Origin of the sequence: Aquimarina aquimarini, assembly GCF_900299535.1 — a bacterium.
Lineage (GTDB): Bacteria > Bacteroidota > Bacteroidia > Flavobacteriales > Flavobacteriaceae > Aquimarina > Aquimarina aquimarini.
Genome location: NZ_OMKE01000034.1, coordinates 47,424 through 71,852, shown reverse-complemented (window position 1 = coordinate 71,852; position 24,429 = coordinate 47,424). Strand labels below are relative to the sequence as shown.

The following is a 24,429-nucleotide window of genomic DNA, read 5'->3' as shown; positions in this document are numbered from 1 at the left end:
GCTTCAAATGAAAAAAGCGATTAAATAAAATCAATGTTTATTTAATCGCCTTTTTCTAGTCATTGCTGAAAAAGTTAAGCTTTTTCAGTGCCCTCAAAATTTTGAGGGCTTTTTTATTTATATTTTACTTCCTAATAAACGTCTTTACCTTATCGTAACTAACAATCTTGATCAATCATTTACAAAATATTCTTTTATCTATCCTCAAAACAACGCTCTTAAACATTAAAAAATAATTTATTAAGCACAAAATAAAGAACAGGATTACATACAATATTTACTACCTAAATAGATATAAATATTTTTTAGAATAAAAAAAAACAATGTTTTTGTAACATTTCTATAACATATTACGTATAATAAATAAAAAGCCCTAAATATTCACAATTAAACTTCAAGGAGAACATAGATGAGACAACTTAAAATTACGAAGCAGGTAACGAATCGTGAGACTGCATCGCTGGATAAGTATTTGCAAGAGATAGGAAAAGTAGACCTTATTACTGCGGATGAAGAAGTAGAATTAGCGCAACGAATTAAAGCTGGTGATGAGAGAGCCCTTGAAAAATTAACAAAGGCAAACCTTAGATTTGTGGTATCTGTTGCAAAACAATATCAAAATCAAGGACTAACCCTTCCAGATTTAATTAATGAAGGTAACCTAGGGCTTATAAAAGCAGCTAAACGTTTTGATGAAACCAGAGGTTTTAAATTTATATCCTATGCTGTATGGTGGATTCGTCAATCTATACTACAAGCTTTGGCAGAACAATCACGTATTGTGCGTTTGCCATTAAACAAAATTGGATCGATCAATAAGATCAATAAGACATATGCTTTCTTAGAGCAATCTCATGAGCGCCCACCAAGTGCCGAAGAAATTGCAAAAGAACTGGATATGACCATTAATGATGTAAAAGAATCTATGAAGAATTCTGGTCGTCATGTAAGTATGGATGCTCCTCTAGTTGAAGGAGAAGACTCAAACCTATATGATGTATTAAATTCTGGGGAATCTCCTAATCCTGATAGAACTTTATTACATGAATCACTACGTACAGAGATCGAGAGAGCTCTGGAAACTCTTACACCAAGAGAAGCAGACGTAATACGATTATACTTTGGTCTTGGAGATCAACACCCTATGACTCTTGAAGAGATAGGAGAAACTTTTGACTTGACTCGTGAGCGTGTTCGCCAGATCAAAGAAAAAGCTATTCGAAGATTAAAACATACATCTAGAAGTAAAATATTAAAGACTTATTTAGGATAAATTCCTAAATTGCGACTACAAACAGTTTTATAACATAACTGTTCGTTTTTTGATTGATGAATGACCTCCGGCTGATTACCGGAGGTTTTTTCATATATAAAACTATGAATACTATCAAAAAAACATAATTATTCTCAAAGTTTACTACCAGAAATTACCTTTTAACAGTTTCACAAAAAATATCGTTAAAGAAATTATAAAAATCACAAAAAAATCATAGTATGTTTTTCCTTTATATCATAAAACAAAAACACTAATGAAAATAATAAAATTAAAACACCAAATCTTAACACTATTAATCATTTCTATTTTTTTTTCATGTTCAAATGATGATGATAGTAGGGGTAATAACGATTCTTCTTTACAAATAACATCTATTACCCCAATGTTGGGTCAAGAAGGGGATCAAATAACAATTACAGTAAATAAGTCTATTGAAGAAGCTACGTTATTTTTTAACGATGTAAAAGCTGCAATAATTAGCATGGATGCCACGAATAGAAATAATACAACTACTATTACTACAAATATTCCTCAAGGCGCCAAAACAGGAAAAATAAAAATAATGGCGAATCAAGAAGAAGCGCAAAGTGACACAGATTTTACAGTAAAAGAGACTCCCCTTTCTGAATTATTATCAATCACCCCTATGACAGGAAAACCAGGAGATGAAATAACAATTATAATCAAAAAAAACCTCTCTGAAATACCAAAAGTGCTTTTTGGTACTAAAACAGCCTCTATAGCTTCTTATAAAGAATCAATAGAAAATGGTATTGTTACAATTACTTTGATTGTAAATGTACCTTCAGAAGCTACTAATAGCATTATATATATCAAATCCAACGACGACAAAGAACTCTTTAAAAGCCAGGAAGTGTTTACAATTGTACGAACATAGCTGTTACACTTCTTTTTATATATAAAAATCAAATAGTCAATATGAATATTGATTATTTGATTTTTTTGTTTTTTGCACTCCTCCTATTATTTTCTTTAAAAAACTACATAATAGAAGAAAAGAATTTCTTTTTTACGGAAAGCCATACATTTCTTACGGAAACCCATAAATAATTAAAAAACAATGTGTTAATATTAAAAAAACATCCTAATAGAAGCCATATAACTCTAGTAAAAGTGTTACAAAATTTGTATCTTTAAGTAACCCACCTCCTACTAACATTAAAACGACTTATTATGAGATACATAATCAGTTATGTAAGTACAGCTAGTCCAAGCATATCAAATTCTGATATAGAAAAGCTTGCTGCTTATGTTGGGCATTACAACAACACTATTGGAATAGGAGGTATTTTAATCTGTTCTGATCGAAATTTCTTCCAGATTCTCGAAGGAAAAGAAGATACCGTTAAGAATATGTTTGAACGTATAAAAAAGGACACCAGACACCACAATATCATTAAGATGCTGGATCAAAAAATGAACAACACCTCTTTCTCAGAATATCATTCCCCATTTACTGTTATATCAGACAAAGAAGATCAAAGTAAGCTACAACAATTTCTAAAAAAGAAAGAAACCAGTAATCCCGAACATTACAAAAGCATCTCTTATCTAGCTCAGAAATTTATAAAAATCACATAGTTCATTATTAATTCTCTTATACAAGATGTATATAGACCTATAACATCTGATTACCAAAATAGTAGCTCTACATAGATAAAACATGGGATCTTATAATTTTTCAAAACAGCGTTTAATTAATTCCATTTAAGAACTTGTATAATTTAAAACTTAAATAGTATTTTTGCCCGAAACAACACAATTTTATGTCTTCAAAACGTATTGCCCCTTCTGTATTAGCAGCTGATTTTGCTAATTTACAGCGCGATGTAGAAATGATTAACAAAAGTGAGGCTGATTGGTTTCATATTGATATTATGGACGGTGTATTTGTTCCTAATATTTCTTTTGGAATGCCTGTATTAAGAGATATCGCAAAACATGCAACCAAAACAATTGATGTACATCTTATGATTGTAGACCCAGATCGATACATCAAAACTTTTGCTGATTTAGGTAGTAATATCCTTACTGTACATTATGAAGCTTGTACGCATCTGCATAGAACACTACAAGCGATCAAAGCAGAAGGAATGAAAGCTGGTGTAGCAATCAATCCACACACCAATGTAAGCCTACTAGAAGATGTCATCAATGACATTGATCTGGTATGTATAATGAGTGTAAACCCAGGTTTTGGAGGACAATCATTTATTGAGAACACCTATAAAAAGGTAAAGCAGTTACGAGAAATCATCACAAAAAATAAAGCAAACACCTTAATTGAAATTGATGGTGGAGTAACCAACAAAAACGCAAAACAGCTAATCGATGCTGGCGCAGATGTATTGGTTGCAGGAAGTTTTGTTTTCAAGAGTGAGAATCCCACTCATACTATAAAGGAATTAAAGGAGCTCATTAATCCTTAAGAAATAGAATCTTTATATAAAATATTTATAAAGCACCAAGAACTAAGCTTATTTAGTTCTTGGTGTTTTTATTTTATTGAAGAAAATTTAAATCAGCAAAATGATATTTAATGCTATTACACTCTTCTGACAATATATAACCTCAAAAAGCTTTAGTTTTACATAAGATTATAAACCTTTGTATTTTTTTATGATGAAACACATAGATCTGATTATAGTAGGTGGTGGACCAATAGGGATTGCCTGCGGCCTAGAAGCTAAGAAAAAAGGGATCAACTATTGTATTATTGAAAAAGGAACCATCACTAATTCTTTATATAATTATCCGCTCAACATGCAGTTTTTTTCGTCTTCGGAAAAACTTGAGATTGACGACATCCCATTTATTAGTAATGAAGCTAAGCCCAAACGAAATGAGGCTCTAGAGTATTATCGTAGAATTGTAACTTCTAATGATTTAAACATTAACTTATTTGAAAAGGTTGTTACGGTACATAAAGAAGGAGATATTTTTCATCTTACTACTGATAAAAGCCACTATACATCTTCATATATAATTATTGCAACAGGGTTTTATGACCTGCCAAATACGATAGATATACCTGGAGAAGATTTACCGAAAGTTTCTCATTATTATAAAGATCCTCATTTTTTTGCCAAGCAAAAACTGGCAGTTATTGGTGCTAGTAATTCTGCTGTTGATGCAGCTTTAGAATGCTATAGAAAAGGAGCTGATGTAACGATGCTTATTCGTGGACCTGAAATAGGTAAACGTGTAAAATATTGGGTAAGACCAGATATCATGAACCGTATTGAAGAAGGTAGCATCAAGGTTTTTTACAATGTTACTATTAATAAAATACTACCTAAGACAATTCAGATATGTAATCCCGATGGCGAATTTAGTATTCAAAATGATTTTGTTCTAGCACTTACTGGTTATAAGCCAAATTTTGAGTTTCTAAAAAAAACAGGCATTCAATTATCTGACGATCAAAAGTTATATCCTCAATATAATAATGAAACAATGGAAACCAATATCGAGAACCTCTATTTGGCTGGTGTAATCTGCGGAGGCATGGATACTCATATTTGGTTTATAGAAAATTCTAGAATTCATGCTAAAACAATTCTAAATTCTATATCTAAAAAAAAATGATGTAACTTTTTTAAGGATTTAAAAAAGTTACATCATCTCAAAATAAGAGCTAAAAATTTTTAGCTCTTATTCTTATACATTACCTATCTAGCATTCTATTCTCTAGACAGAATACTTAATATATACCAGAATAATAACATTAATGAGGCAAACAACCCTAAGGATGCTCCTACATATTGATCTTCAGAATATTTATGCACCATATTAGAAGTTTGATATAAAATTGATCCTGATGCCAATACTACCATACCTACACTAAACCATAGTCCAAGATTAAATCCAAATAACCAACCCGCTACAATAAGTCCTAATGCTATAAAAAAACCAATGGTTAATATAGATCGTAAGAAAGAAAAATCTTTTTTGGTAATCAACACTATAGCAGAAAGGCCTGTAAACAAAGACAGTGTCAAAATTGCTGCTTGATACAAAATATTTGCCCCTCCATCTTGTGCTATCATCATAGCAATTCCTATAAGTGGAATAAATATAAAAGCTTCTGCTACTACATATAATAATAGTCCCAAATATTGCTGATTGATATTATGGTTTTTATGTGCCATTTTTTCTGCATAATTAGTGGCTAGCATAAATCCTCCTAACATCACCATCCATCTCCATCCTTGAGTCATAGAAAATGCAAAATTCACAATAGGCTCTATTTGAAAAAATACCCATTCTACAATTACAAAAAGCAATACTGCCATTGCAAGATGCGTATATGTTTTTTTATAAAAAGCAACCCTTTTATCGTCTGTTAATGAACTAACAGGTGCTATTTGTTGAAATTCTTCCATGTATCTAAATTATAATGATTAAGTGGTATAAATATAATTCTTTCTTGATAACAGCCTTCTATTTACCTTCAAAATATCTAAAATTTAGCATTTGTACTACATAGTAATATATTTGTGGAAACTGTTTCTTTAATTGCTGTGGTGATTCCATAAAGACTTCCACCAATACAGCTATAAATTCGAATTTATCTGTATATGCATATACTCTTAGCAGTTTAGAGTCTACTATTTTTTTGCGTATTTCTTGATCTCCGAGGTATTGTTCTAGTAATAAAAAAGTATCATAGAAGATTTCACTACTTATATTACTATTTCTATTAGAATTATAGTGAATTGCATGAGTAAACTCATGTACTCCTAAATTTTTTCCTTTATCCTGATGTAAATTTCCTTTTTGAAAATGTTTCCATGACAAAGCTAGCGCTTTGAATCTAGGACTAAATTCTCCTAGATTTTCGGTTTTATTCAGGATTGAATAAAATGATGTTGGATACAATACAATAGTATTTAGATACTCTAACAAGTAATGACGCATCCCAAAAGTAAGCTGTGTAATCATTATCACTATCTGCATACGCATAAAATCATCTACCACAAGCCCTTCTCTACCTACAAATTTTGTAGTTTCCAGAAACTTAACAGTTCGATGTACAAAATATCGCTTTCTCTTTTTATCGAGAGCCTTATAAAAATCATTTTCGTTGAGAAATGCTTGTAAATGGGTTGGTAATTTTTTGAGAGTAGGATAAAAGTGAATATAATAAGGACGTTTCTTATATTTTACATAAACTGACTCCAAATATCGTATTACATAATAAAAACATATGCCAATAACTCCCATAGTAACAATAACTCCAATTATATTTTGAAGCAACGTATTTGGAGGGTTTTCTTCAAATAGTAAAGCTATTATATAATAATTCAAGAAAGTAATATAGATTTTAGGACTTCCTTAAAAATAACGTTTTAGAAATAAAAAAGGTATTAAAATATCTTTTTAACATTCTTACACTCCTCATTTCTAATCCATACGAACTCTATAAACATCTAATAATTCTATCTATATCACCCCAAAAAACCATTAATCAAGGCATATATTCTTATCATAACTTTAACTATTCATATAAGAGTTGGGAATGAAATTTGATAATTATTTACTCCTATAGTCAGTGTTTAATTTAAAAACAGCAACCAAATACGTACAAAATTACCTATCACATGTTTTTATTTAAGAGAACTCCCCCAAGCTCATTAATTGACATTGACAACTTGTATCAAGATGTTATATCAAAACTCCCTATCTCAAATCGAATTAAATATTGTGAATCTTTGATTTATCGTACTACAGAGGACATTTCTACTTGTAATTGCAGGTTACAAAAAAGAACACTTAAAAAACTTTTGAATGCCTCTAAATTCGAATTAAAAAAACTTAGTTCTGCTTAGGAACTACTTTTTTCATGTGTTTATTTTATGGATAGACGATCGATCATTACTTCTTTTTATATCCATCTAAATTAGTAATTCCCCAATTGTCTATTTCTTCATCGCTCCATAACTCAGGAAAAAATATACGTTTCTGATATTTTGGATGCATATATTTATGCCAGTCACTACCTCCTGTTGCTTTTGCATTTACCTTGCCATGATCCAGATATTTGGCTGCTGCATCATAATGATGCATAACCCAATTAATATTGACTGTATGGTCATAATGCCTCATAGCATTGATTAATTTTACATTTTTTTGATCTTCTTTGGGTAACTGTTTAAATGTTGTCCATAAATTAATTGTGTTGTATTCTTTCATCCATTGGATCAATTCTTTTTTATATTTTGCTTCAAAATTGATCATTAATTTATTTTTCTTTCCTGTTTTATGATCTACTCCTGCTACTTGCCAATACATGTTTTTGTAGGCAAACTCATAGGGTTTACTTCTATCTATCGTTTTTCTATATCTATAGTCTATTAGATTAATCAATTCTGTAGAGGCTATTTCTATTTTGCGATACTGAGCAGACTGAAAACCACTTGCTGGGGTAAGTGTATCTCTAAACTTCATGTATTGATCAACTTCCATACCTTCTGCCATTATATCAAATGAATTCGAAAGCATATCAAAGTATCTACTTATTCTCATGAGGTGCATCTCAAATTTTTTGACTTCTATATCTTCACTATAAGAAATCTGATCGATCTCCCAAAGAATCATTTTAAACAATAATTCGTTAATTTGGTGATACATAATAAACACCATTTCATCTGGCAGCTGGGTTCTCTGGATTTGTAATCCTAATAAAGCGTCTACTTGTATAAAATCCCAATATGTAATTGGTTCGGCATGTAATAATCCTGATAAATGCACATCAGGATCTTGCCCCATAGCTTTATATTTTTTATCTATTGCTTCTAGTAGTTCTTGTCTGTTCATAATACGGTGTAATCAATTAAATAAGAAGTGTGTTTTTTGAAATTTTATTGCTACTCACCTGCAGAGGCTCTACATCTTATGGAACTCATTTTTACTTTTTCTTTTTCCTAAAAAATGACTGAAATTCACCCATATTTCGTTACTTTTTTTATCCGTAACCCTGCTATGAATTTCAAAAAGTGTCTGATCTGTTCAAATTTCTTCTCATTTTCGGTTAAAAACAAAAATGAGTTCGTATATGATATACAAAAGCATATCTCTTTTGTATATTTCTTGATACTCTATAGATAGAAAATATCATTATGCATGAAAAATGTAGCTACAATCCAATTGAAGCTATTATGAAAAAGGAGATTTTATATTAATATATTCTGAAACTCTATGTACCCAATAAATAGAGTATTTTATATTACTTTTTTTGATCTTGCTCATCTTGTTTTGTTCTTTATTACATCCACAAGGTTGTTATAATTGCTTTATCACAACAAACACACAATTATTTATAATTTGCTAACCAAAGATAAAAAAAAGGGAATTAACATTCCAGCTTTTAAGATTCTATTATACTAACCATGATACACCCTATAGAAACAGGATTATATCTTTTTAAGGGTTTTATTTTTCTCTATCGATACTCTGAAGAATATAACTTATTACCACCGACATCGCGTGTTTCCCTTCTTTTATTACGGGTAATAATGGCCAGATATGCGGCATTTTGTCTCCAACAACAACTGTTACATCAATGTTATTGTCATTCATTAATTGTACTGCTCTTTCCTGATCTGGTTTTGTAATATCATTTTCTGCAATAAATAATAAGGTGTTAGGAAACCCTTTAAAACTTCCATTGATAGGGGATAGCCTAGGATCACTTAAATCATTAGCTATTGTACACATTTTTTTTGCACTTAGGACTCCTTTTTTTGATAACATTGGATCGTCTTTATCTAGATCATCTATTGCTGGATTGGACATGGTTGAATCCATAACTGGCGATATCAAGATCAATCCTAAAGGAATAGACATTCCTTTGATCAGGACTCTTTGAACAAGATTTGTAACCAAAGTTCCTCCTACCGAATCACCTAATAGTATAATTCTATTTGCATCAAATTCATCTAGAGCTTTTGAGTAGACTGCATCTATATTTTTAGAGATAACATCTATTTTATTTTCGGGTGCTTTGGGGTAATCAATCATCCATACACTACAAGAGGTTTTTAAAACGATTTTTTTTATTGAATCCCAATGATGCTTACTAGGTCCAGAAACAAAAGCGCCTCCATGACAAAATAAAAGCAAAAAACCATTGGTTTGAGCTGGTTTAACTTCTGTTAATAATGTATCTAGAATATTAAACTGCTTAGATTGTACCCCTTTTAATTTAGGACTACAAATATCTTCTCTACGTAGTTTTATATAATCAATAGGATCTTTACTAAACTCTTTTTTTATCCCTTTTAATCTAATTACAAAAAGGGTTATATAATAGGTAATACTTTTCATCTATCTATAATCTTTTATTTATCACTCTATATTACAGATGATATTTTCCTATTCTTTATTTATTTTAATAAACTGAATAGATTCCTGAAACGATTATAGTAGTATTTATTATCATTTCTTTCTCTATAAATAGTAAAACTATATCATTTACATCGGGTTTTCTACCATTTGTATTGGTAAATATATCAAAAAATCATTTTTTTTCATTGCATGTTAAGCTATTATAGTTTTTACATGCAAAAGCGACATATACAGCTACAAAAAAAGCCCCTGTTATGTAATGTTACATAACAGGGGCTTTCTTAAATTTCCCAGAAAGCATCTTCAAAAGACACTCTCCGAGAAAAAATCAACAATTATTATAAATAAATATATTTATAACAAAGTAGTATTTTCTACACACTACTTTTATTTTAATATTTTTAATTGCTCTACCAGTTTTGTAGAATCATCGATCACTTCAATCCCTTTGCCTAGTACTTTCTTTGCTTGGTTTTTATTTTCATTTTTTATATAGGCTTTTGCTAATGACAAGTATGTGTTTTTGCTTTTGGGATATAGCTCTATATTCTTTTCTAAGAGTTTGATTGCATTCTCTGGCATTTTTCTTTTAAAACAATATCCAGCAATCCAATCTATGAGGGCTTCTGATGGGTGAATTGTAGTTCCCATTTTTTTTGACATCTCCTCATATTGTGTAAATAATACATCTGGGTTTGCGGCAACTACTTTTACCTGAGCTTGATATCCCTCATAAACAAACTGTAATCCTTGATATTCTGCTGGTAGTGATATAGTACCATGATCTTCATTTTCATAAAAACCATACCCCCAACGTAATTTTGATGCTGTATTATTTTTTAATACTTCATGAAACTGAGTTATTAACTGCAGGTGTTCATCAATATCTTTTCGGTATATTTTAGTAAATTTATTAGTTGCCTTCTGTTTGTTATCAGCTCTAGCTAGGTACAAGGTTTTCCCTTTAAAATGATTACTCTTTAATTTTTCTTTAGCTTTTTTTAAAATATAAGCATCATCCCACCAAATACTTGGGTCTATTGCCATATACGCATTAAAAAGGTCGCTTTTTTCTAATAGTGCATTCAATACTGTAATTCCTCCAAACGAATGCCCTATCAATGTACGGTATTCATTCGTTCTATATTTTTTTTGAATTTCAGGAATCAGTTCTTTTTCTAAAAAAGATAAAAATTTCAAGTTTCCTCCACTTGTAGGAAAGCTACGTATATTCTTATCTTTGTTGATAACCTGAGTAGGTGTCAGATCTCTTGCTCTATCAGTATTGAGTACTCCTACCATAATCATCTGTGGTAAGGAAGCATATGGCCCTTTACTTAAAAAATCATGGATCCCTGTCAACGAATGAAAATGTCTATCTCCATCTAAAAAATAAGCTACAGGATATTGCTCTGGAGCGTAAATAGTATCATTATAATTAGACGGAAGATACACCCAATACTCTCTTTCTTCGTTTAGAGTTTTTGAAAATAATGTATATTTTTCTCCTATTTCTATTTTGTCCTGACTAAATACTTGTACGCCATAAAAGCATATAACAAGTATATATAAGGTTTTGTGTAAGAATTTCATTTTGGTATTTTTTTTAGAAAGAGTATAATAAGTAAGTGCATGTAGTGATATTGCACAAAAAACTGTATTAAGAATCAAAAAAACCTATAATATGTCAATCTAAACTTGCCGCAATAAACTTTGTTCTTACGACAAGCCAGACTTGACAATGTGCATTACTCATAGAAAACCTTGGTTTGCTTACATGCACTTCTTTATTACAATTCTACTTTAGGGTACTACTTATACTATTTTAACTTTAAAAGAGCACTCATACTTTGTTTCTTTTTCATTTATTCTTTGTTAGAAAATAAATTCAATTTCTATACGCACAGCTTTAAAGTTAAAATAGGACTAAAACTTATACATAAAACTTGCAATGACAGTATTCTCTCTTTGTGGCTGTAGGTATGTTCCCATATTTGCCCAATACTTCTCATTGGTTATATTATTGAATTTTAATCCAACTCTAAAATCTTTATGATCATAAAACAAAGCACTGTTAAGCACTGTATAACTCGGCACTGTAAAAGTGTTTGCATCACTTAGGAATGACTCATCTGTATAGTTGGCTCCAAAACCAAAACCAAGTCCTTTTAATACACTTTTTGGTAATTTATAGCTTGTCCAGAAATTTAATGTATTTTCTGGTGCTGCAAATGGGGTATTACCTACGATAGATTCATCTCCTTCTAGGTATTCACTTTTATTATTTGCATATCCAGCTACAATATTCCATCCTTTTATTGGGTTTGCTATAACTTCTAATTCAAAACCTTTACTTCCTCTTTCTCCATCTTGTATTCTATACCACTCATCACCTCTTATCCATCTTACGGCATCACGTACGGTAATATTGTAGTAACTAAATGTTGCGCTTAACTTGTTATCAAATAATTCTGCCTTAATACCTCCTTCTATTTGAATAGCATGTTCAGGATTAAATCGTACTGTTCTATCTGATAATACATCTGGGGATACATTGCTAAATCCATCCATATAATTACCAAAAACAGATAATTTATCTTCTACAATTTGATACACTGCTCCAAACTTTGGAGAAAAAGTTGTTTGATCAAAATCTCCTTCTTTATCATTAAAATGATCTACTCTCAAACTTGCCATTACAGAAAGTTTTTTTGTTAGTTCTGCAACATTAGAAACATAAGCCCCAACACTTGATTGATCTCTTTGCCCTACTCTAAATGCTTCTGTTTCTCCTAGAATAAGATCATATCTCTTTCTGTTGAAATCTGCTTGTGGATTAGCATATCCTATTGTATCATATACAAATTGAGTTCTTCTAAAAGGGGTTCTTAAGTGGTAATAATCTGCTCCGATTAATATTTTGTTTTTTACAAAACCTATATCAAATTTTCCAGTAATATTTTGCTGTACTTGTGTCGTATAAAACTGAGCTTCTAAATTCATGATACGTCTTTCTGCATCACTCTTATTTAGAAAATCTAAAAATAAATAATTAGCATTATTATCTACATTAGATGTAGACACTACTGTTTGTGATGTCCAGTTTTCTGAAATTTTATATTTTGCTTCTGCAAAAATGTTAAATGATTCAGAAGTACTACTTAAATAATCACTACCATATGAATATTCAAAATTGTAGTTTAAATCATCGGCATTGCTTACACCTGCTCTACCTACATTAAAATAAGTACTTGGCGCATCATTTTTATAAAATTCTGCTTCTACATTAAGTTCTAATCTTTCATTAGGTCTATAAGTAAGCGTTGGCGCTATAAATAAGTTTCTGATCAGCCCGTAATCCTGAAAACTATGCTCATTATGTTTAGATGCGTTTACTCTAAAAAGTACAGTCTTTTCTTCATTCAATGGAGTGTTTAAATCTGCAGCAATTCTAGACAGGTTATTACTTCCTGTTGAGTATTCTACAGACCCTCCAAAGTTTGCATATGCTTTTTTGGTTACACGGTTTACTACTCCTCCATAAGAAGATACCATATTTGTACCAAATAAGGTTCCTGAAGGCCCTTTGATAACTTCAATACGCTCTAAGTTTGCAGGATCTGTTCCTGTTCTAAATGCAGTACCTACACCATTTCTCATAGCTATATCTGCACTAAAACCTCTCATTATAAAATTAAGTCCTACTCCTCCAGAACCAATACCTTGCATTACATTATTGATTCCAGGTGCATTTTGTATCGCTCCCTGTATATCATTTACTTGTAATTCTTGTAATAAATCTTTTGTGATTACTGAATATACCTGTGGGTTTTCTATATTTTTCAAAGGTAATCTTGCTACATACAGAGTTTCTTTTCTATCAAATTTATTTTCTTTCTTAACATTCAAAACAACTTCTTCCAGTGCTTGACTACTCGCTTGTAAAAAAACATCATTCATTATAGTTACACCCGATGTTATATTTACAGTAACACTCTTTTTACTTAACCCTACAACAGAAAACACAATAGTCTGTTCCCCTTGAGGAATGTTTTTTATGCTGTATTCTCCATTGGTGTCAGACACACCTCCTAATTTTGTATTTTCTATAAAGATATTAACCCCTGATGCTGGTTTGCTATCATTGGTATACACTTTTCCTTCTATAACTCCTGTATCCTGACCAAATACTGTACTCGTACAACAAAAGACGACCACCAGAGTTAAAAAATTAAGCAGATTAAAATTCGTAATCTTCATATTTCACCTATTTAGATTAATTATAAATTGTTATTTTTGGCAAAAGTAACCGCAAAGGTTTTCTACCGATTAACGCAAAAAGGTTTTTGTACAACGCAAAAAGAAAAAAAAGTGAAGACAATACTCAAAAGTGCAATGTTTGAAAATAACGTTTTTATTAAAAAGTTTAATAAAGATTTTAAGGTAGAAACATATTCTGAAAATAGTATTGAGGTAGACAATTGTTATGAAAAAGGAATGCTTACCGAAATTAATTTTGACGGTATCAGAATGATCATGAGGGATATCGAAACTAAGCATCATACTATTGGTGTGTTTCATGACTTTCCTTTTTTTAAATTACAATTTGAAATTGAAGGTTCTAGTTTATACACTCCTACAGATCCTCAGGAAAAAGAAGTTTATATACCAAAAGGGCATTATAATTTGTTTTATATTCCTAAAGTAGAAGGAACATTAACCTATGAGACAGATAGTAGAAAAACAGTAGAAATATTGTTTACAGAGCAATACCTAAAAAGATTAATCGGTAATGATTTTAAAGAATCTCTTACTCTCTTTGGAAACGCTATTGAAAATAAACAATCGTTTAAGATGTGGTCAAAAAGTAAACCTATTTCTTCAGAGCTATATAAGTGTATTCATGAAATTACAAATTGCAACTATAAAAAAAGTATAAAAAAGCCTTTTTTAGTAACTAAAGTAAATGAATTGTTACTTGTCTTACTGGCTAAAACAGATGAAACAACACAAGAGAACAAACAGTTAGCTGTAAATGACTACATAAGAATTCTTGAAATAGAAAATTACATAAAAAAGAATCTAAAAAAGCCTTTAACCATAAATAAGCTAGCCACTGGGTTTGGCATCAATACTTCAAAATTAAAACATGATTTTAAGGTTGTATTTTCTACTACCATTTTTAAGCATATTACTGCTTTAAGGATGGAAGAGGCCAAAAACATGCTACAATATAAAGGGTTTTCTGTTTCTGAAACTTCATATGAGGTAGGCTATAAAAACCCACAACATTTTACAGTCGCTTTCAAAAAAGTATACGGAATCCTACCAAGCTTATTGATGTCTAATTCTATATAAATGTTTGTTTAGCACACAAAGATCATATTTTCTTTGTCAATACATATTGTTCTCCTTTTATACCAATGATTACTTTATTATCGTCTATATATCCTGATTTGAGATAGGTATAATATGCATTTTTGTTTTTAAAATTAACTGACAATACTATCTCATTAATTTGAGGAATCTGATCTTTGATAAACTGCGTTGTCAATTGCATTGCATACTTCCCTATTCCTTTACCTTGATATTTTGGGTTTATTGATAACGAACGAATTAATATTGATTTTGGATTATCGGTTAGTTTGTATTTATCATTTCCTTGATCAAAAACAAAAAAACCAACTGGTAATTCCTCAAAAACAATTACTACCAATGTTTTCTCTGGGTTTTCCAAATCTTTCCTCTCATATAAACAATACTCTAAACTTGCTGTAAAATCAGATTGTTTTTTATCTAGACGGTATGAATTGAGAGCTTCAAAAAAAAGAGGAGTATATTCTTTTAATTCTACATTCATAAAAACAATAATCTTATTTATTTTTTTACTCTTATCAAAGATATCAAAAAAACACCCTCATTTATTCACAAAATAAATACCTTGTATCTATATATAAATATACATTTAACCTTGCTTCTGCATTAATTATGTTTTTTTTAACATGCTTTATACTAAATTTTAATGCAAATTTGTTGCGTTAAAACTCATAAAGTGATTTCTACAGAAAATTTACAATTCTCATATCCTAATGGTGGCGTTCAGTTACGTTTTCCAGATATATCTCTTGACAAAGGAGAGGAGCTTTTAATTTTGGGTAAATCAGGTATCGGTAAAACTACATTACTTCATCTATTGGCAGGGTTATTAAAACCTGACTCAGGGTTCATAAAAATTAACGATACAACTACGCAGTCACTTAGCAATCGTAAAATGGATCGTTTTCGGGGAGAAAACATAGGTATTGTTTTTCAGAGAATGCATACTATCCCCTCATTAACTGTAATAGAAACCTTAAAACTCAGACTGTATTTAGCAAAAAAAAAGAAACCGTATACTCATTTAGATACGATCCTGAAACAACTTAATCTCAGTACTCACAAAAATCATCGGGTAACAGAGTTAAGTACTGGTCAATTACAACGATTAGGTATCGCCTGTGCTGTTATTCATTCTCCTTCATTAATTCTTGCTGATGAACCTACTTCTAGCTTAGATGATGATCACTGTAATCAATCTATAGAATTGTTGAAGTCACAAGCCAAACAATCACAAAGTAACTTGATTATTATTACTCATGATACTCGTATAACTGCTGCTTTTGATACCATTATAACGTTATGAATATTTTTCTTCTAGCCATCAAAAACAGCACATCCAAAATGCTGTCAACATCTTTAAGCTGTATTCTTCTTGCCCTGAGTATAGGGCTATTGCTTTTTATCAGCCAAATTAATAAGGCACTTGATCATCAATTACAAAATAACTTTGCAGGAATCGATATGGTAGTAGGTGCCAAAGGAAGTCCTTTGCAACTCGTACTTTCTTCTGTTTTTCATATTGATAATCCTACAGGAAATATCACCTATGATGAATACACTAAACTAAAAAAACATCCTTGGACAAAAGAGGTGGTGCCTATATCTCTGGGGGATAATTATAATGGATACCGAATTATAGGTACTACAGCAAATTTTGCTTCTCTCTATAAAACTACGCTCGAAAAAGGTAAAAATGCTACAAATCCTATGGAAGTAGTTCTGGGGAGTCAGGTTGCAGAACAATCAAAGCTTACATTGGGTGATAAAATTCATGGTACACATGGGCTTCTGGCAAATCAAGAAGGAGGTAAACATGAGGAGCATATGATGATTGTGGTAGGGATATATCAATCTACGGGAAAAGTAATTGATCGACTTATCACAACACCACTAGAAACCATATGGATGCTACACCATGAGGATACCGAGGATGGGCATACTGATCATGAAGAACAACATCATGATCCACATAAAGAGGAACACCACTCATATGAAGAAGAACATCATAATCTACATGAAGAGGAACACCACTCACATAAAGGTGAAACTCATATTAAGGAGGTTACCGCTTTGCTTGTATCGTTTAGAAATCCAAGAGCTCTATTGATGTTACCCAGACATATAAACGATACTACAGGAACCATGGCTGCCTTACCTAAGTTTGAAATGGATAAGCTTACCCAAACTACTGGAATTGGTACTCAAACTATTCAATGGATTGCTTATATCATATTAGGTATTTCTGTATTGAGTATTTTTATACACCTTTATAAAACTATCAAAGAGCGTTCTTATGAATTGGCATTAATGCGTACTTATGGTGCTTCTAGATGGCAATTAGTACAATTAGTTGGCTATGAGGGGATATTAATTACTACTCTAGGGCTTCTGTTAGGAATTCTTTGTTCACAAATTGGTCTCTCTATCATGTTTACTGTTATAGAAAATCAGTATAAACAATCTATAACTACCATACATCTATATATAGATATTATTCAGGTTTCTCTGATACTCGCACTAGTCATATCAATCGTTATCCTATTTGCTATGTACCCTATTACAAAAATGGATATATCAAAAATTTTAAGTCATGAGAATTAAACATCTTATTATTGTAATATCAATATTTCTGGTATCTTCTCAATCGATGATCTGCCAAGAAAAAATAACATGGGATCATCTGGCAAAAGTTACTTTTACCGAAAAATACTTTCCTGCATGGGATACCTATTTTTTATATCCACATTATAAAGAGTCTGTAAAGCAATTGGAAGGAAAAAAAATAACCATCTCTGGGTATTTTCTGGATGTTGACCCCGAAGGAAAATTGTTTTTAATTTCTAAAAACCCAATGGCTTCTTGCTTTTTTTGTGGGGGTGCTGGTCCCGAAACAGCAATGGAAGTGCAGTTTAAAAAGATGCAAAAATTTAAAACCGATGATGTCGTTACATTTACAGGGATTCTCAAATTAAACCCAGATGATCCAGAGCATTTTAATTACATATTGACAGAAGCAGTAGGGCGTTTTAAATAATGTTCTTGATAGTATTTTATATAGTTCGTATTGATATCCTGAAATAATTCAGATAGTACGAATTTGTACGTTAAAACAAAAAACCGCTACATTGCTGTAACTGGTTCTTTACTTTTATTACTCGTACTGCTTACTCTTACCCGCCAATCTTTGACGCCACGAAGCACAGCTTCGCGGTAGCGGAGGAGTTTGATCTATTACAGCTTATCAACTAATAAAGAAAATTTTAAAAGATTTCTTGCAGCTTCAACAGCTTATTTTTATTATTTATAATATTCTCTAACTCTAATTTAGATTTGCTTTTAAATTTAACCATTAAGTCTTTAACTCAACTATCATATTGTTTAGAAAAATTACGAACAACCTTAGAATCAGGCTTAGTAATTACTTGAAAAATTCGTCTTCTTCTCTCTATCAGGTTTTTTGGAATAAGTGTCTCTATTTCATCACACAATAAGCAAGTAATAATTATGCTTTTGCCATTTTTTAGTTTGATCTCAGCATAATAATACTCATCCCAAAAAAACAATCGTATGTCCCTATGATATAATGGGAAAGAAAGATTTAATACCACCTTCTCAATATCAGAAAAAGAAAATTCAATGGTTTTGTTTTTCTTCTTGTATGTAAACTTATTATTTATTACTTCCAAAATAGTTTTATTGTTCTCTTTCTTATAATTAAAAAACAAGACAAGTAATGGAAGTAAATAACCGACCACTCCCCATAATAAAGCAACTTGAATAATTGTAAAAACAGTATTCATTGAGTCGCTAATTAAAAAAAATAGAAACATACCAACACTTACTATTCCCATTATTGTCAATGGCCTATACAGAAAAACTTTTTTGTATAATAAATTGCTATATTCTTTTCTCATTTTTCTATTTGAGATTAATGAAGTATCCTAACCAGATAGCGCTGATTTATACCTTAAAACCTGATAGCGCGGATTTGTACCTTAAATCCGCGCAGACAACTCAGAACATATCCAAAACCCGAGCCATAGAGTTACAAATTCACGCTATCTGGTTATATTTTCAGAACTAATAATATTTCCTACATCAAATCCATCGTAACAATCTATATTATTTTGTTCGACAAATAAGTATAGTTCTTTATTTCTCGCATCAATTGTATCTACACTATGATGTTCTACTTTTTCAATATGCAAATAATACTCTTGAACATCATCATCGTTTTCTTTTTCAGCCTCAAATATATTAACATATCGATAACCTTCTTTAACAAGTTTTTCTGCCGCCTTTTCTAACTTTTTCTTATCGGAATCGAGGAAAAAAAAACCCCAAAGTAGCTTGCTAGAAGTATCAAACTCATCTCCATTATTTACGTTTTCAAAAAAATCTTCTATTGTTTCTCTAATTATCATCTGGTTTTGATCTTATTTGTCCTGGGGCTTTTTTACCCGTTTCTTTATAATTTTGATTTACATCACTCTTTTACCATTCTAATATAGATTTCCTAGAACCAGATAGCGCGGATTTGTAATCCGTGCATGACGACTCAAAACATATCTAAAAGTACAACCTCTAATTCATAATCCAAATCTGCATAATTTCTTGCTGAACTAAAAACATAATCTTCTGGAGCAGCTACAATCTTATCTTTTACTGGATTATTATGAATGTAGTTAATTTTTTGTTTTATAAACCTATTGGTATTTACAACTTCTGCATGATATCCATTCTGCCAAACTTTATATTGTTGCTTTCTTTTTAAATGCTTGCATGCATTACTAAAATAGTCAAGCATCCATTCTCTCCTACTTTCAGGGTGTTCTAGTATCGTTTTTATTATTTTTTTTGAGGTAAACTTTTTTAAATCTCTAATAATATCTGATAATATATAATTTTCTTCTGCTTTACATAGCATATGTATATGGTTAGACATAATACAATAAGCGTATACCTCTAAACCTTTGTGTTTTTGGCAATACTTTATACTATCAATGATAACATACTTTTGCCGTAATCTTGTAAAAACATCTAACCAACCAACCGTCGTTATTGTAATAAAATACCCTTTATCGGCATTGTAGCTTTATATTTAGTAGACATAATAAAATTATAAAACATATATAGTACAATGATACCATATATCAGTTTTATTTTTCGAAACTAGGTATGAATTGAAGCAAAAAATATTTTTATTACTACTTATAATATTTAACCTCTCTTAAAACAAAAAAAACAGTTACAGATTAACTTACTGTAACTGTTTTTTTTTATTTCTTGCTCTTACCGCTTACTCATACGCTGCACAGATTACAAATCTGCGCTATCATATCCGAGCTATCGGGATAATTCCTTAACTTAATGACATTGGCTTCGCGGTAGCGGGGGAGTTAATCCAGAATCAAATAATCATCAATAAAATCTTCTTCATCTAACGAATATTGAGTTTTATAAGAGCCTATTTTATCTTTATTTACTAATAAATCAAAGATTATAAACATTGTAATTTCTTCCCTATTAATATGAAGAGTAGTCTCATTATATGAAATTTTAACATCCTTCAATTTACTCCCTTTAGGTAATTCATTAGATAATTCTTCTTCCAATTCATTATCTAAAACAATGCTTGCGAACATATCAAGAGAAAGATATTCTAGCTTTTCTAAATCTATTTTACACAAAAACTCTTCTAAGTTATTTTTCATATCTTCAAACTATATTAGTGTCCAGTTAATTTTCTAAACACAATATGCCCATTATCTCCAATGGTACCGTAAATTCTTAAATCTCCGCTTTTTCCCAATATTTTAAGTTTATGTGTAAAACCAGTAGACTTAGCTTCAGTTGCAGTTAATTTAATAATACCCTGTCTTCCTTTTGGTGAAACTATACCCTTACTAATTGCACTAACAAATTTAGCCTTCGTTGATTTATCTAATTTGTTCCATACATTTCTGACTATCCAACCAGATGTTTTAACTGTTCTGGCACTACCTCCAGATAATAATTCAGCTATCAATGGGTTAACAACGGCTACTTGCCTCTCTTTAAGTACAGTATTATTAGGCTCGTTAAAAATATAATCAATAAGATTAGCTATACTAAAACTATCATAACCATTTACACTTCGGTAAAATTCATTATAAATCTCAACTAATTCATTTGAGTTAGTTGTAGTATCATCTATCGCTAAAGAATATAGTTTCGCTGTCTCAAAATCACTATCATTTACCTCAATCGTTTTATCTATACCATCTTTAACTTCCACTGTTTCTCCAGTATCAGAATTTTTATATATAGTATCATCAGGATTGTTATTATTACTTCCATCTGCATTACCTCCATTTTGAGCATATGCAATAGCTTCATCTTGTGATACCACTTGTCCATTTATTACATATTGACCTGTATCAAAATTATAAATAGAGTCGGCTCCACTTGGGTCTGAAAAAAACACAGGGTTATTATCAAATGCGCTATATGTGCTTGCTGAATAATGAGTAACAGGATCAACAGAAGTCCATCGAGCAATTGCAGGATCATATTGGCGTAGTGGCATTTCATAAAGATCAAATCCTAGTGCTTCTTCATGCTCTATACCATTATACTTAAACTTCTGTGCAGTACTATTTCTATGAGAAGACATAATTTCATTATACCCTCTTTGCTTTAATCCAAAGGGGTAATAATTATTTTCCTCTATAATCTCATCTTGAGTAATTGATCCATTACCGTTAGCATCTTTATAAGATAGTCTGATGTTCCCTAAATGGTCTTTGTATTGATAAACATACTTATATCCATCTGCTTCTTTCTCTACGATCCCTTCTGGCTGGTTAAAGAACTCTAATACACCATTTTTATAGATATAATTACCTGTGTAATCAGTCTCTGTTGATGAACTTCCCTCTGTAACGATCTTTTTTAGTTTCACTCCAGTGGCGTCATAAATATAAGTAATATTTCCTGTTCCTGTAGTATTACTAATTCTTATTGTTTCTGGTAGATTTAAATGATTATAGATAATCCCTGTAATTCCTTTGTTAAAATCTGTAATCATATTCCCATTGGCATCATAGATATAATCATCATTGGTATTGGTACCATCTTTAAAACCAAAGGTTTTATTACCTGTATCAACCACCTTTTGTAGTGTATTACCTTCATTATAATGATAGGTAAGTATATCCATACCTGTATAGTTAGCCCCGTTTTGAAAGCCATTTCGAGTTAGAGACTCGATATTACCCATCTTATCATAGGCTACATTACTCAGGTTGTAATTAGTAGTATTTCCTGTAGCACTATTAATTCTATTTAATGCATCATAAGAATACCTATACCATCGTTGTGTATGATCATTAGCAGTTTTCCACTCTGTTTCTGCTATATTACCATTAAACAAAGGAGTAGCATTATGAGTTGATGTGTTATAATTGATCTTAAAACCAAATAAATCACCATTGGCAGTAGTTCCGTTATTGATCGATTTTAACCAGCCTCGTACATTATAATCATAGGCTATATCTTGTAATCCTCCTCCTACTTTTTTGGATGCTAATTGCCCCAAGGCATCATAGGTATTTGATACAATCGTTTCTGGAGTTTGCTCATTGATCTTTTGGGTTTGAGTAAGCAGTCTACCCATATGATCATAGGTAAAAGTATCTAGTGTAACTATTGCTGTATTTGCTCCTTTGGTATGACTCGTTTTGCTTTGTTTTACTTTTCCTACAAAATCAAATTCACTCTCTGTAACATCTGTTGTAGACAGATATTCATTTGTACTAGCTATATAAATTGCGCGTCCTTTTTGATCGTAATAGCTTACTGAGGTAATCCATTGGTTCATATCCAATACTTTTACCTTACTCCCTGTAGGTAATGATTTGGTAGTATTTACAGTAGGTTCTCCATAAACAGTTGCGGGTTGTACAAAAGGTTGTGCAGGAGTGGTGCCTAAGAAATCATAATTATCATAGTAATTAATGGTTAACACCTCTGCTGTAGTAACTTTGGGATACCCTCCATCATCATAATACAGAGATATCCCCCCAATAGTTGTAGCTGTTTTACTTGCCACCACCCATAAATCAGCCGTAAAATTATTGGCTTCTGTTTGCAATTGATCCCTTGTTGTCGCTGTAATTGTTATCTTACCTGTATAAGCCACTCTGCCAAAGGCATCATATTTGGTAAAGAGCCATTGGTTCTCTTCTTTTAAAAGAGCATCCTGAGTTAGGATTGGTTGATCTAGTTTGTTATACACTATATACTCCCATCCTTTACCTGGAATTTTCTTTTCTATCAATCGGTTTCTATGATCATATTTGTACTGATAGCATAATTCTGATAGCTCTATAGCAGACACCCCATCACCTACAGTTACTTTTGGTGGAATCACATAGGTAAGGTTCCCAAAATCATCATATACATAATAGGTATCATGAGCCAAATTATTGGCATATGTACGTTTTAATAGCACTCTACCTTGTTTGTCTTTATACTCTTTTGTAGTATGGTCATTGAGATAGGTTTGTGTGGGTTGCCAGTTCTCATCTTTGATACTGCTAACATGCAATCCGTTGGCTGGGTAATGCCCTGATTTAACCAATTGAGGTTGCTCTGTATCATTACCCGTAAAAGTTACCTTAAAGTGTACTACCTCTCTAGCGGTATTGGTAGCCCAACCAAACTTGATGGTATGATCTGTATCATTAATAGAATCTGCTTTCCATGCTTTACCAGGAGCGCCTTGTTCTAAGACTCTATTTAGAGGGGAGTTCTCAAAAACCTGCTCTGAGTATGGGTTGAGATCAGCATTGAGCATTCCTGAAAAATCCTCAGAATATCTATTCTTATAATATGTCTTGATTATCTGGTCAAGATCTCCTGTTTTGAACTTACCTGCAATCGTAGACGACTCAAAAGGAAGATACTCCTTGCTCTGTCGCCCAAAATCATCATATGTACTATGGGTAACAATATCTTTCTTATTAAAAGAAGCTCGTACAGCTATTTGTTGTATAGGCCTACCCAAACCATCAAAATAAGTAACATTCTCATGGATATTATCATTGCCTATAGTATTTGGTAATGTGGTGTACTCCTTTTGTGGGGTGCGTTGCCACACATAGTTTTGATCACTTAATGGATAATAGGTTGGTATAATAATTTTTGCAGAAAATGTGGTTCCTGACTTAATCCATGTATTCGGTTTTATTATAATAGCATTTGAAGCTCTTGGCATTCTATCTGCAGCTGTACTAGCACTTGTAATCGTTTTATTGGCAATGGTAACATTGACTGGAGTAGTTTGCGCCTGAACACCAAAGGTTATCAAGAAAACCCATATAATGACGGTGTATATACTGTTATTTTTCATGTTTTATCTT

General features: G+C 31.4%; 20 protein-coding genes and 1 pseudogene. 9 read left to right on the top strand and 12 right to left on the bottom strand.

Features of this window, described 5'->3' with window-relative positions; all coding sequences use genetic code 11:
• The first annotated feature begins 409 nt into the window (after nucleotides 1-409).
• The 5 genes from DG508_RS14355 (at nucleotide 410) to DG508_RS14335 (ending at nucleotide 4,885) form a co-directional block, all read left to right on the top strand.
• The gene (locus tag DG508_RS14355; RefSeq protein ID WP_024772554.1) at nucleotides 410-1,273 is read left to right on the top strand and encodes a sigma-70 family RNA polymerase sigma factor; all 864 of its coding nucleotides are present in this window, start codon (nucleotides 410-412) and stop codon (nucleotides 1,271-1,273) included.
• Between the two features lie 256 nt (nucleotides 1,274-1,529).
• Nucleotides 1,530-2,174: a hypothetical protein gene (locus DG508_RS14350; protein WP_108868812.1), complete on the top strand. Its 645-nt coding sequence runs from the start codon at nucleotides 1,530-1,532 to the stop codon at nucleotides 2,172-2,174.
• A 296-nt stretch (nucleotides 2,175-2,470) separates the two neighbouring features.
• Nucleotides 2,471-2,878 (top strand): BLUF domain-containing protein, encoded by a 408-nt coding sequence (locus tag DG508_RS14345; protein ID WP_108868811.1) that lies wholly within the window; start codon nucleotides 2,471-2,473, stop codon nucleotides 2,876-2,878.
• A gap of 185 nt (nucleotides 2,879-3,063) precedes the next feature.
• The gene (gene rpe / locus DG508_RS14340) at nucleotides 3,064-3,726 is read left to right on the top strand and encodes a ribulose-phosphate 3-epimerase (RefSeq protein ID WP_108868810.1); all 663 of its coding nucleotides are present in this window, start codon (nucleotides 3,064-3,066) and stop codon (nucleotides 3,724-3,726) included.
• Between the two features lie 193 nt (nucleotides 3,727-3,919).
• Entirely contained in the window at nucleotides 3,920-4,885 is a 966-nt protein-coding gene (locus tag DG508_RS14335) for a YpdA family putative bacillithiol disulfide reductase (protein WP_108868809.1), read from the top strand.
• A 95-nt stretch (nucleotides 4,886-4,980) separates the two neighbouring features.
• Here DG508_RS14335 and DG508_RS14330 read toward each other — a convergent pair whose 3' ends face one another.
• From DG508_RS14330 to DG508_RS14305, 6 genes are all read right to left on the bottom strand, one after another.
• Entirely contained in the window at nucleotides 4,981-5,682 is a 702-nt protein-coding gene (locus DG508_RS14330) for a Bax inhibitor-1/YccA family protein (protein ID WP_103864262.1), read from the bottom strand.
• A 58-nt stretch (nucleotides 5,683-5,740) separates the two neighbouring features.
• A complete protein-coding gene (locus tag DG508_RS14325) occupies nucleotides 5,741-6,607 on the bottom strand; it encodes a zinc-dependent peptidase (protein ID WP_108868808.1) in 867 nt (288 codons plus the stop codon).
• 567 nt (nucleotides 6,608-7,174) lie between these two features.
• Nucleotides 7,175-8,116, bottom strand: a complete 942-nt coding sequence (locus DG508_RS14320; protein ID WP_108868807.1) for a tryptophan 2,3-dioxygenase family protein — start codon at nucleotides 8,114-8,116, stop codon at nucleotides 7,175-7,177.
• Nucleotides 8,117-8,731: 615 nt separating this feature from the next.
• On the bottom strand, nucleotides 8,732-9,625 hold the full coding sequence (locus DG508_RS14315) for an alpha/beta hydrolase fold domain-containing protein (RefSeq protein ID WP_108868806.1): 894 nt from the start codon (nucleotides 9,623-9,625) through the stop codon (nucleotides 8,732-8,734).
• A 408-nt stretch (nucleotides 9,626-10,033) separates the two neighbouring features.
• Nucleotides 10,034-11,239, bottom strand: coding sequence for an alpha/beta hydrolase-fold protein (locus DG508_RS14310; RefSeq protein WP_159090845.1), 1,206 nt, complete (start codon nucleotides 11,237-11,239; stop codon nucleotides 10,034-10,036).
• 333 nt (nucleotides 11,240-11,572) lie between these two features.
• Nucleotides 11,573-13,906, bottom strand: a complete 2,334-nt coding sequence (locus DG508_RS14305) for a TonB-dependent receptor (protein WP_108868804.1) — start codon at nucleotides 13,904-13,906, stop codon at nucleotides 11,573-11,575.
• Between the two features lie 111 nt (nucleotides 13,907-14,017).
• Here DG508_RS14305 and DG508_RS14300 point away from each other — a divergent pair, with 111 nt between their 5' ends.
• A complete protein-coding gene (locus tag DG508_RS14300; protein ID WP_159090844.1) occupies nucleotides 14,018-15,004 on the top strand; it encodes a helix-turn-helix domain-containing protein in 987 nt (328 codons plus the stop codon).
• A 22-nt stretch (nucleotides 15,005-15,026) separates the two neighbouring features.
• Here the strand turns inward: DG508_RS14300 and DG508_RS14295 are convergent, their stop codons facing one another.
• Nucleotides 15,027-15,506, bottom strand: a complete 480-nt coding sequence (locus tag DG508_RS14295; RefSeq protein ID WP_108868802.1) for a GNAT family N-acetyltransferase — start codon at nucleotides 15,504-15,506, stop codon at nucleotides 15,027-15,029.
• 192 nt (nucleotides 15,507-15,698) lie between these two features.
• Here DG508_RS14295 and DG508_RS14290 point away from each other — a divergent pair, with 192 nt between their 5' ends.
• The 3 genes from DG508_RS14290 to DG508_RS14280 are packed head-to-tail and all read left to right on the top strand — an operon-like array spanning nucleotide 15,699 to nucleotide 18,059.
• Nucleotides 15,699-16,328 (top strand): ABC transporter ATP-binding protein, encoded by a 630-nt coding sequence (locus DG508_RS14290; RefSeq protein ID WP_234418237.1) that lies wholly within the window; start codon nucleotides 15,699-15,701, stop codon nucleotides 16,326-16,328.
• Nucleotides 16,325-17,626 carry an ABC transporter permease gene (locus DG508_RS14285; protein WP_108868800.1) on the top strand — a complete coding sequence of 434 codons (1,302 nt, stop codon included), beginning with the start codon at nucleotides 16,325-16,327 and terminating at the stop codon, nucleotides 17,624-17,626. The genes DG508_RS14290 and DG508_RS14285 overlap by 4 nt, the downstream gene beginning before the upstream one ends.
• A complete protein-coding gene (locus DG508_RS14280) occupies nucleotides 17,616-18,059 on the top strand; it encodes a hypothetical protein (protein ID WP_108868799.1) in 444 nt (147 codons plus the stop codon). The genes DG508_RS14285 and DG508_RS14280 overlap by 11 nt, the downstream gene beginning before the upstream one ends.
• Nucleotides 18,060-18,387: 328 nt before the next feature.
• Here the strand turns inward: DG508_RS14280 and DG508_RS14275 are convergent, their stop codons facing one another.
• The 5 genes and pseudogenes from DG508_RS14275 to DG508_RS14255 all read right to left on the bottom strand — a co-directional run bounded on the left by DG508_RS14275 (nucleotide 18,388) and on the right by DG508_RS14255 (nucleotide 24,419).
• The gene (locus DG508_RS14275; RefSeq protein WP_464115336.1) at nucleotides 18,388-18,939 is read right to left on the bottom strand and encodes a hypothetical protein; all 552 of its coding nucleotides are present in this window, start codon (nucleotides 18,937-18,939) and stop codon (nucleotides 18,388-18,390) included.
• Nucleotides 18,940-19,083: 144 nt separating this feature from the next.
• The gene (locus DG508_RS14270) at nucleotides 19,084-19,449 is read right to left on the bottom strand and encodes a ribonuclease E inhibitor RraB (protein WP_108868797.1); all 366 of its coding nucleotides are present in this window, start codon (nucleotides 19,447-19,449) and stop codon (nucleotides 19,084-19,086) included.
• 134 nt (nucleotides 19,450-19,583) lie between these two features.
• Nucleotides 19,584-20,137 (bottom strand): annotated as a pseudogene (locus DG508_RS14265) (REP-associated tyrosine transposase).
• Between the two features lie 287 nt (nucleotides 20,138-20,424).
• Nucleotides 20,425-20,739 (bottom strand): hypothetical protein, encoded by a 315-nt coding sequence (locus tag DG508_RS14260; RefSeq protein ID WP_108868796.1) that lies wholly within the window; start codon nucleotides 20,737-20,739, stop codon nucleotides 20,425-20,427.
• A 14-nt stretch (nucleotides 20,740-20,753) separates the two neighbouring features.
• Entirely contained in the window at nucleotides 20,754-24,419 is a 3,666-nt protein-coding gene (locus DG508_RS14255) for a DUF6443 domain-containing protein (RefSeq protein WP_108868795.1), read from the bottom strand.
• Nucleotides 24,420-24,429: the final 10 nt, after the last annotated feature.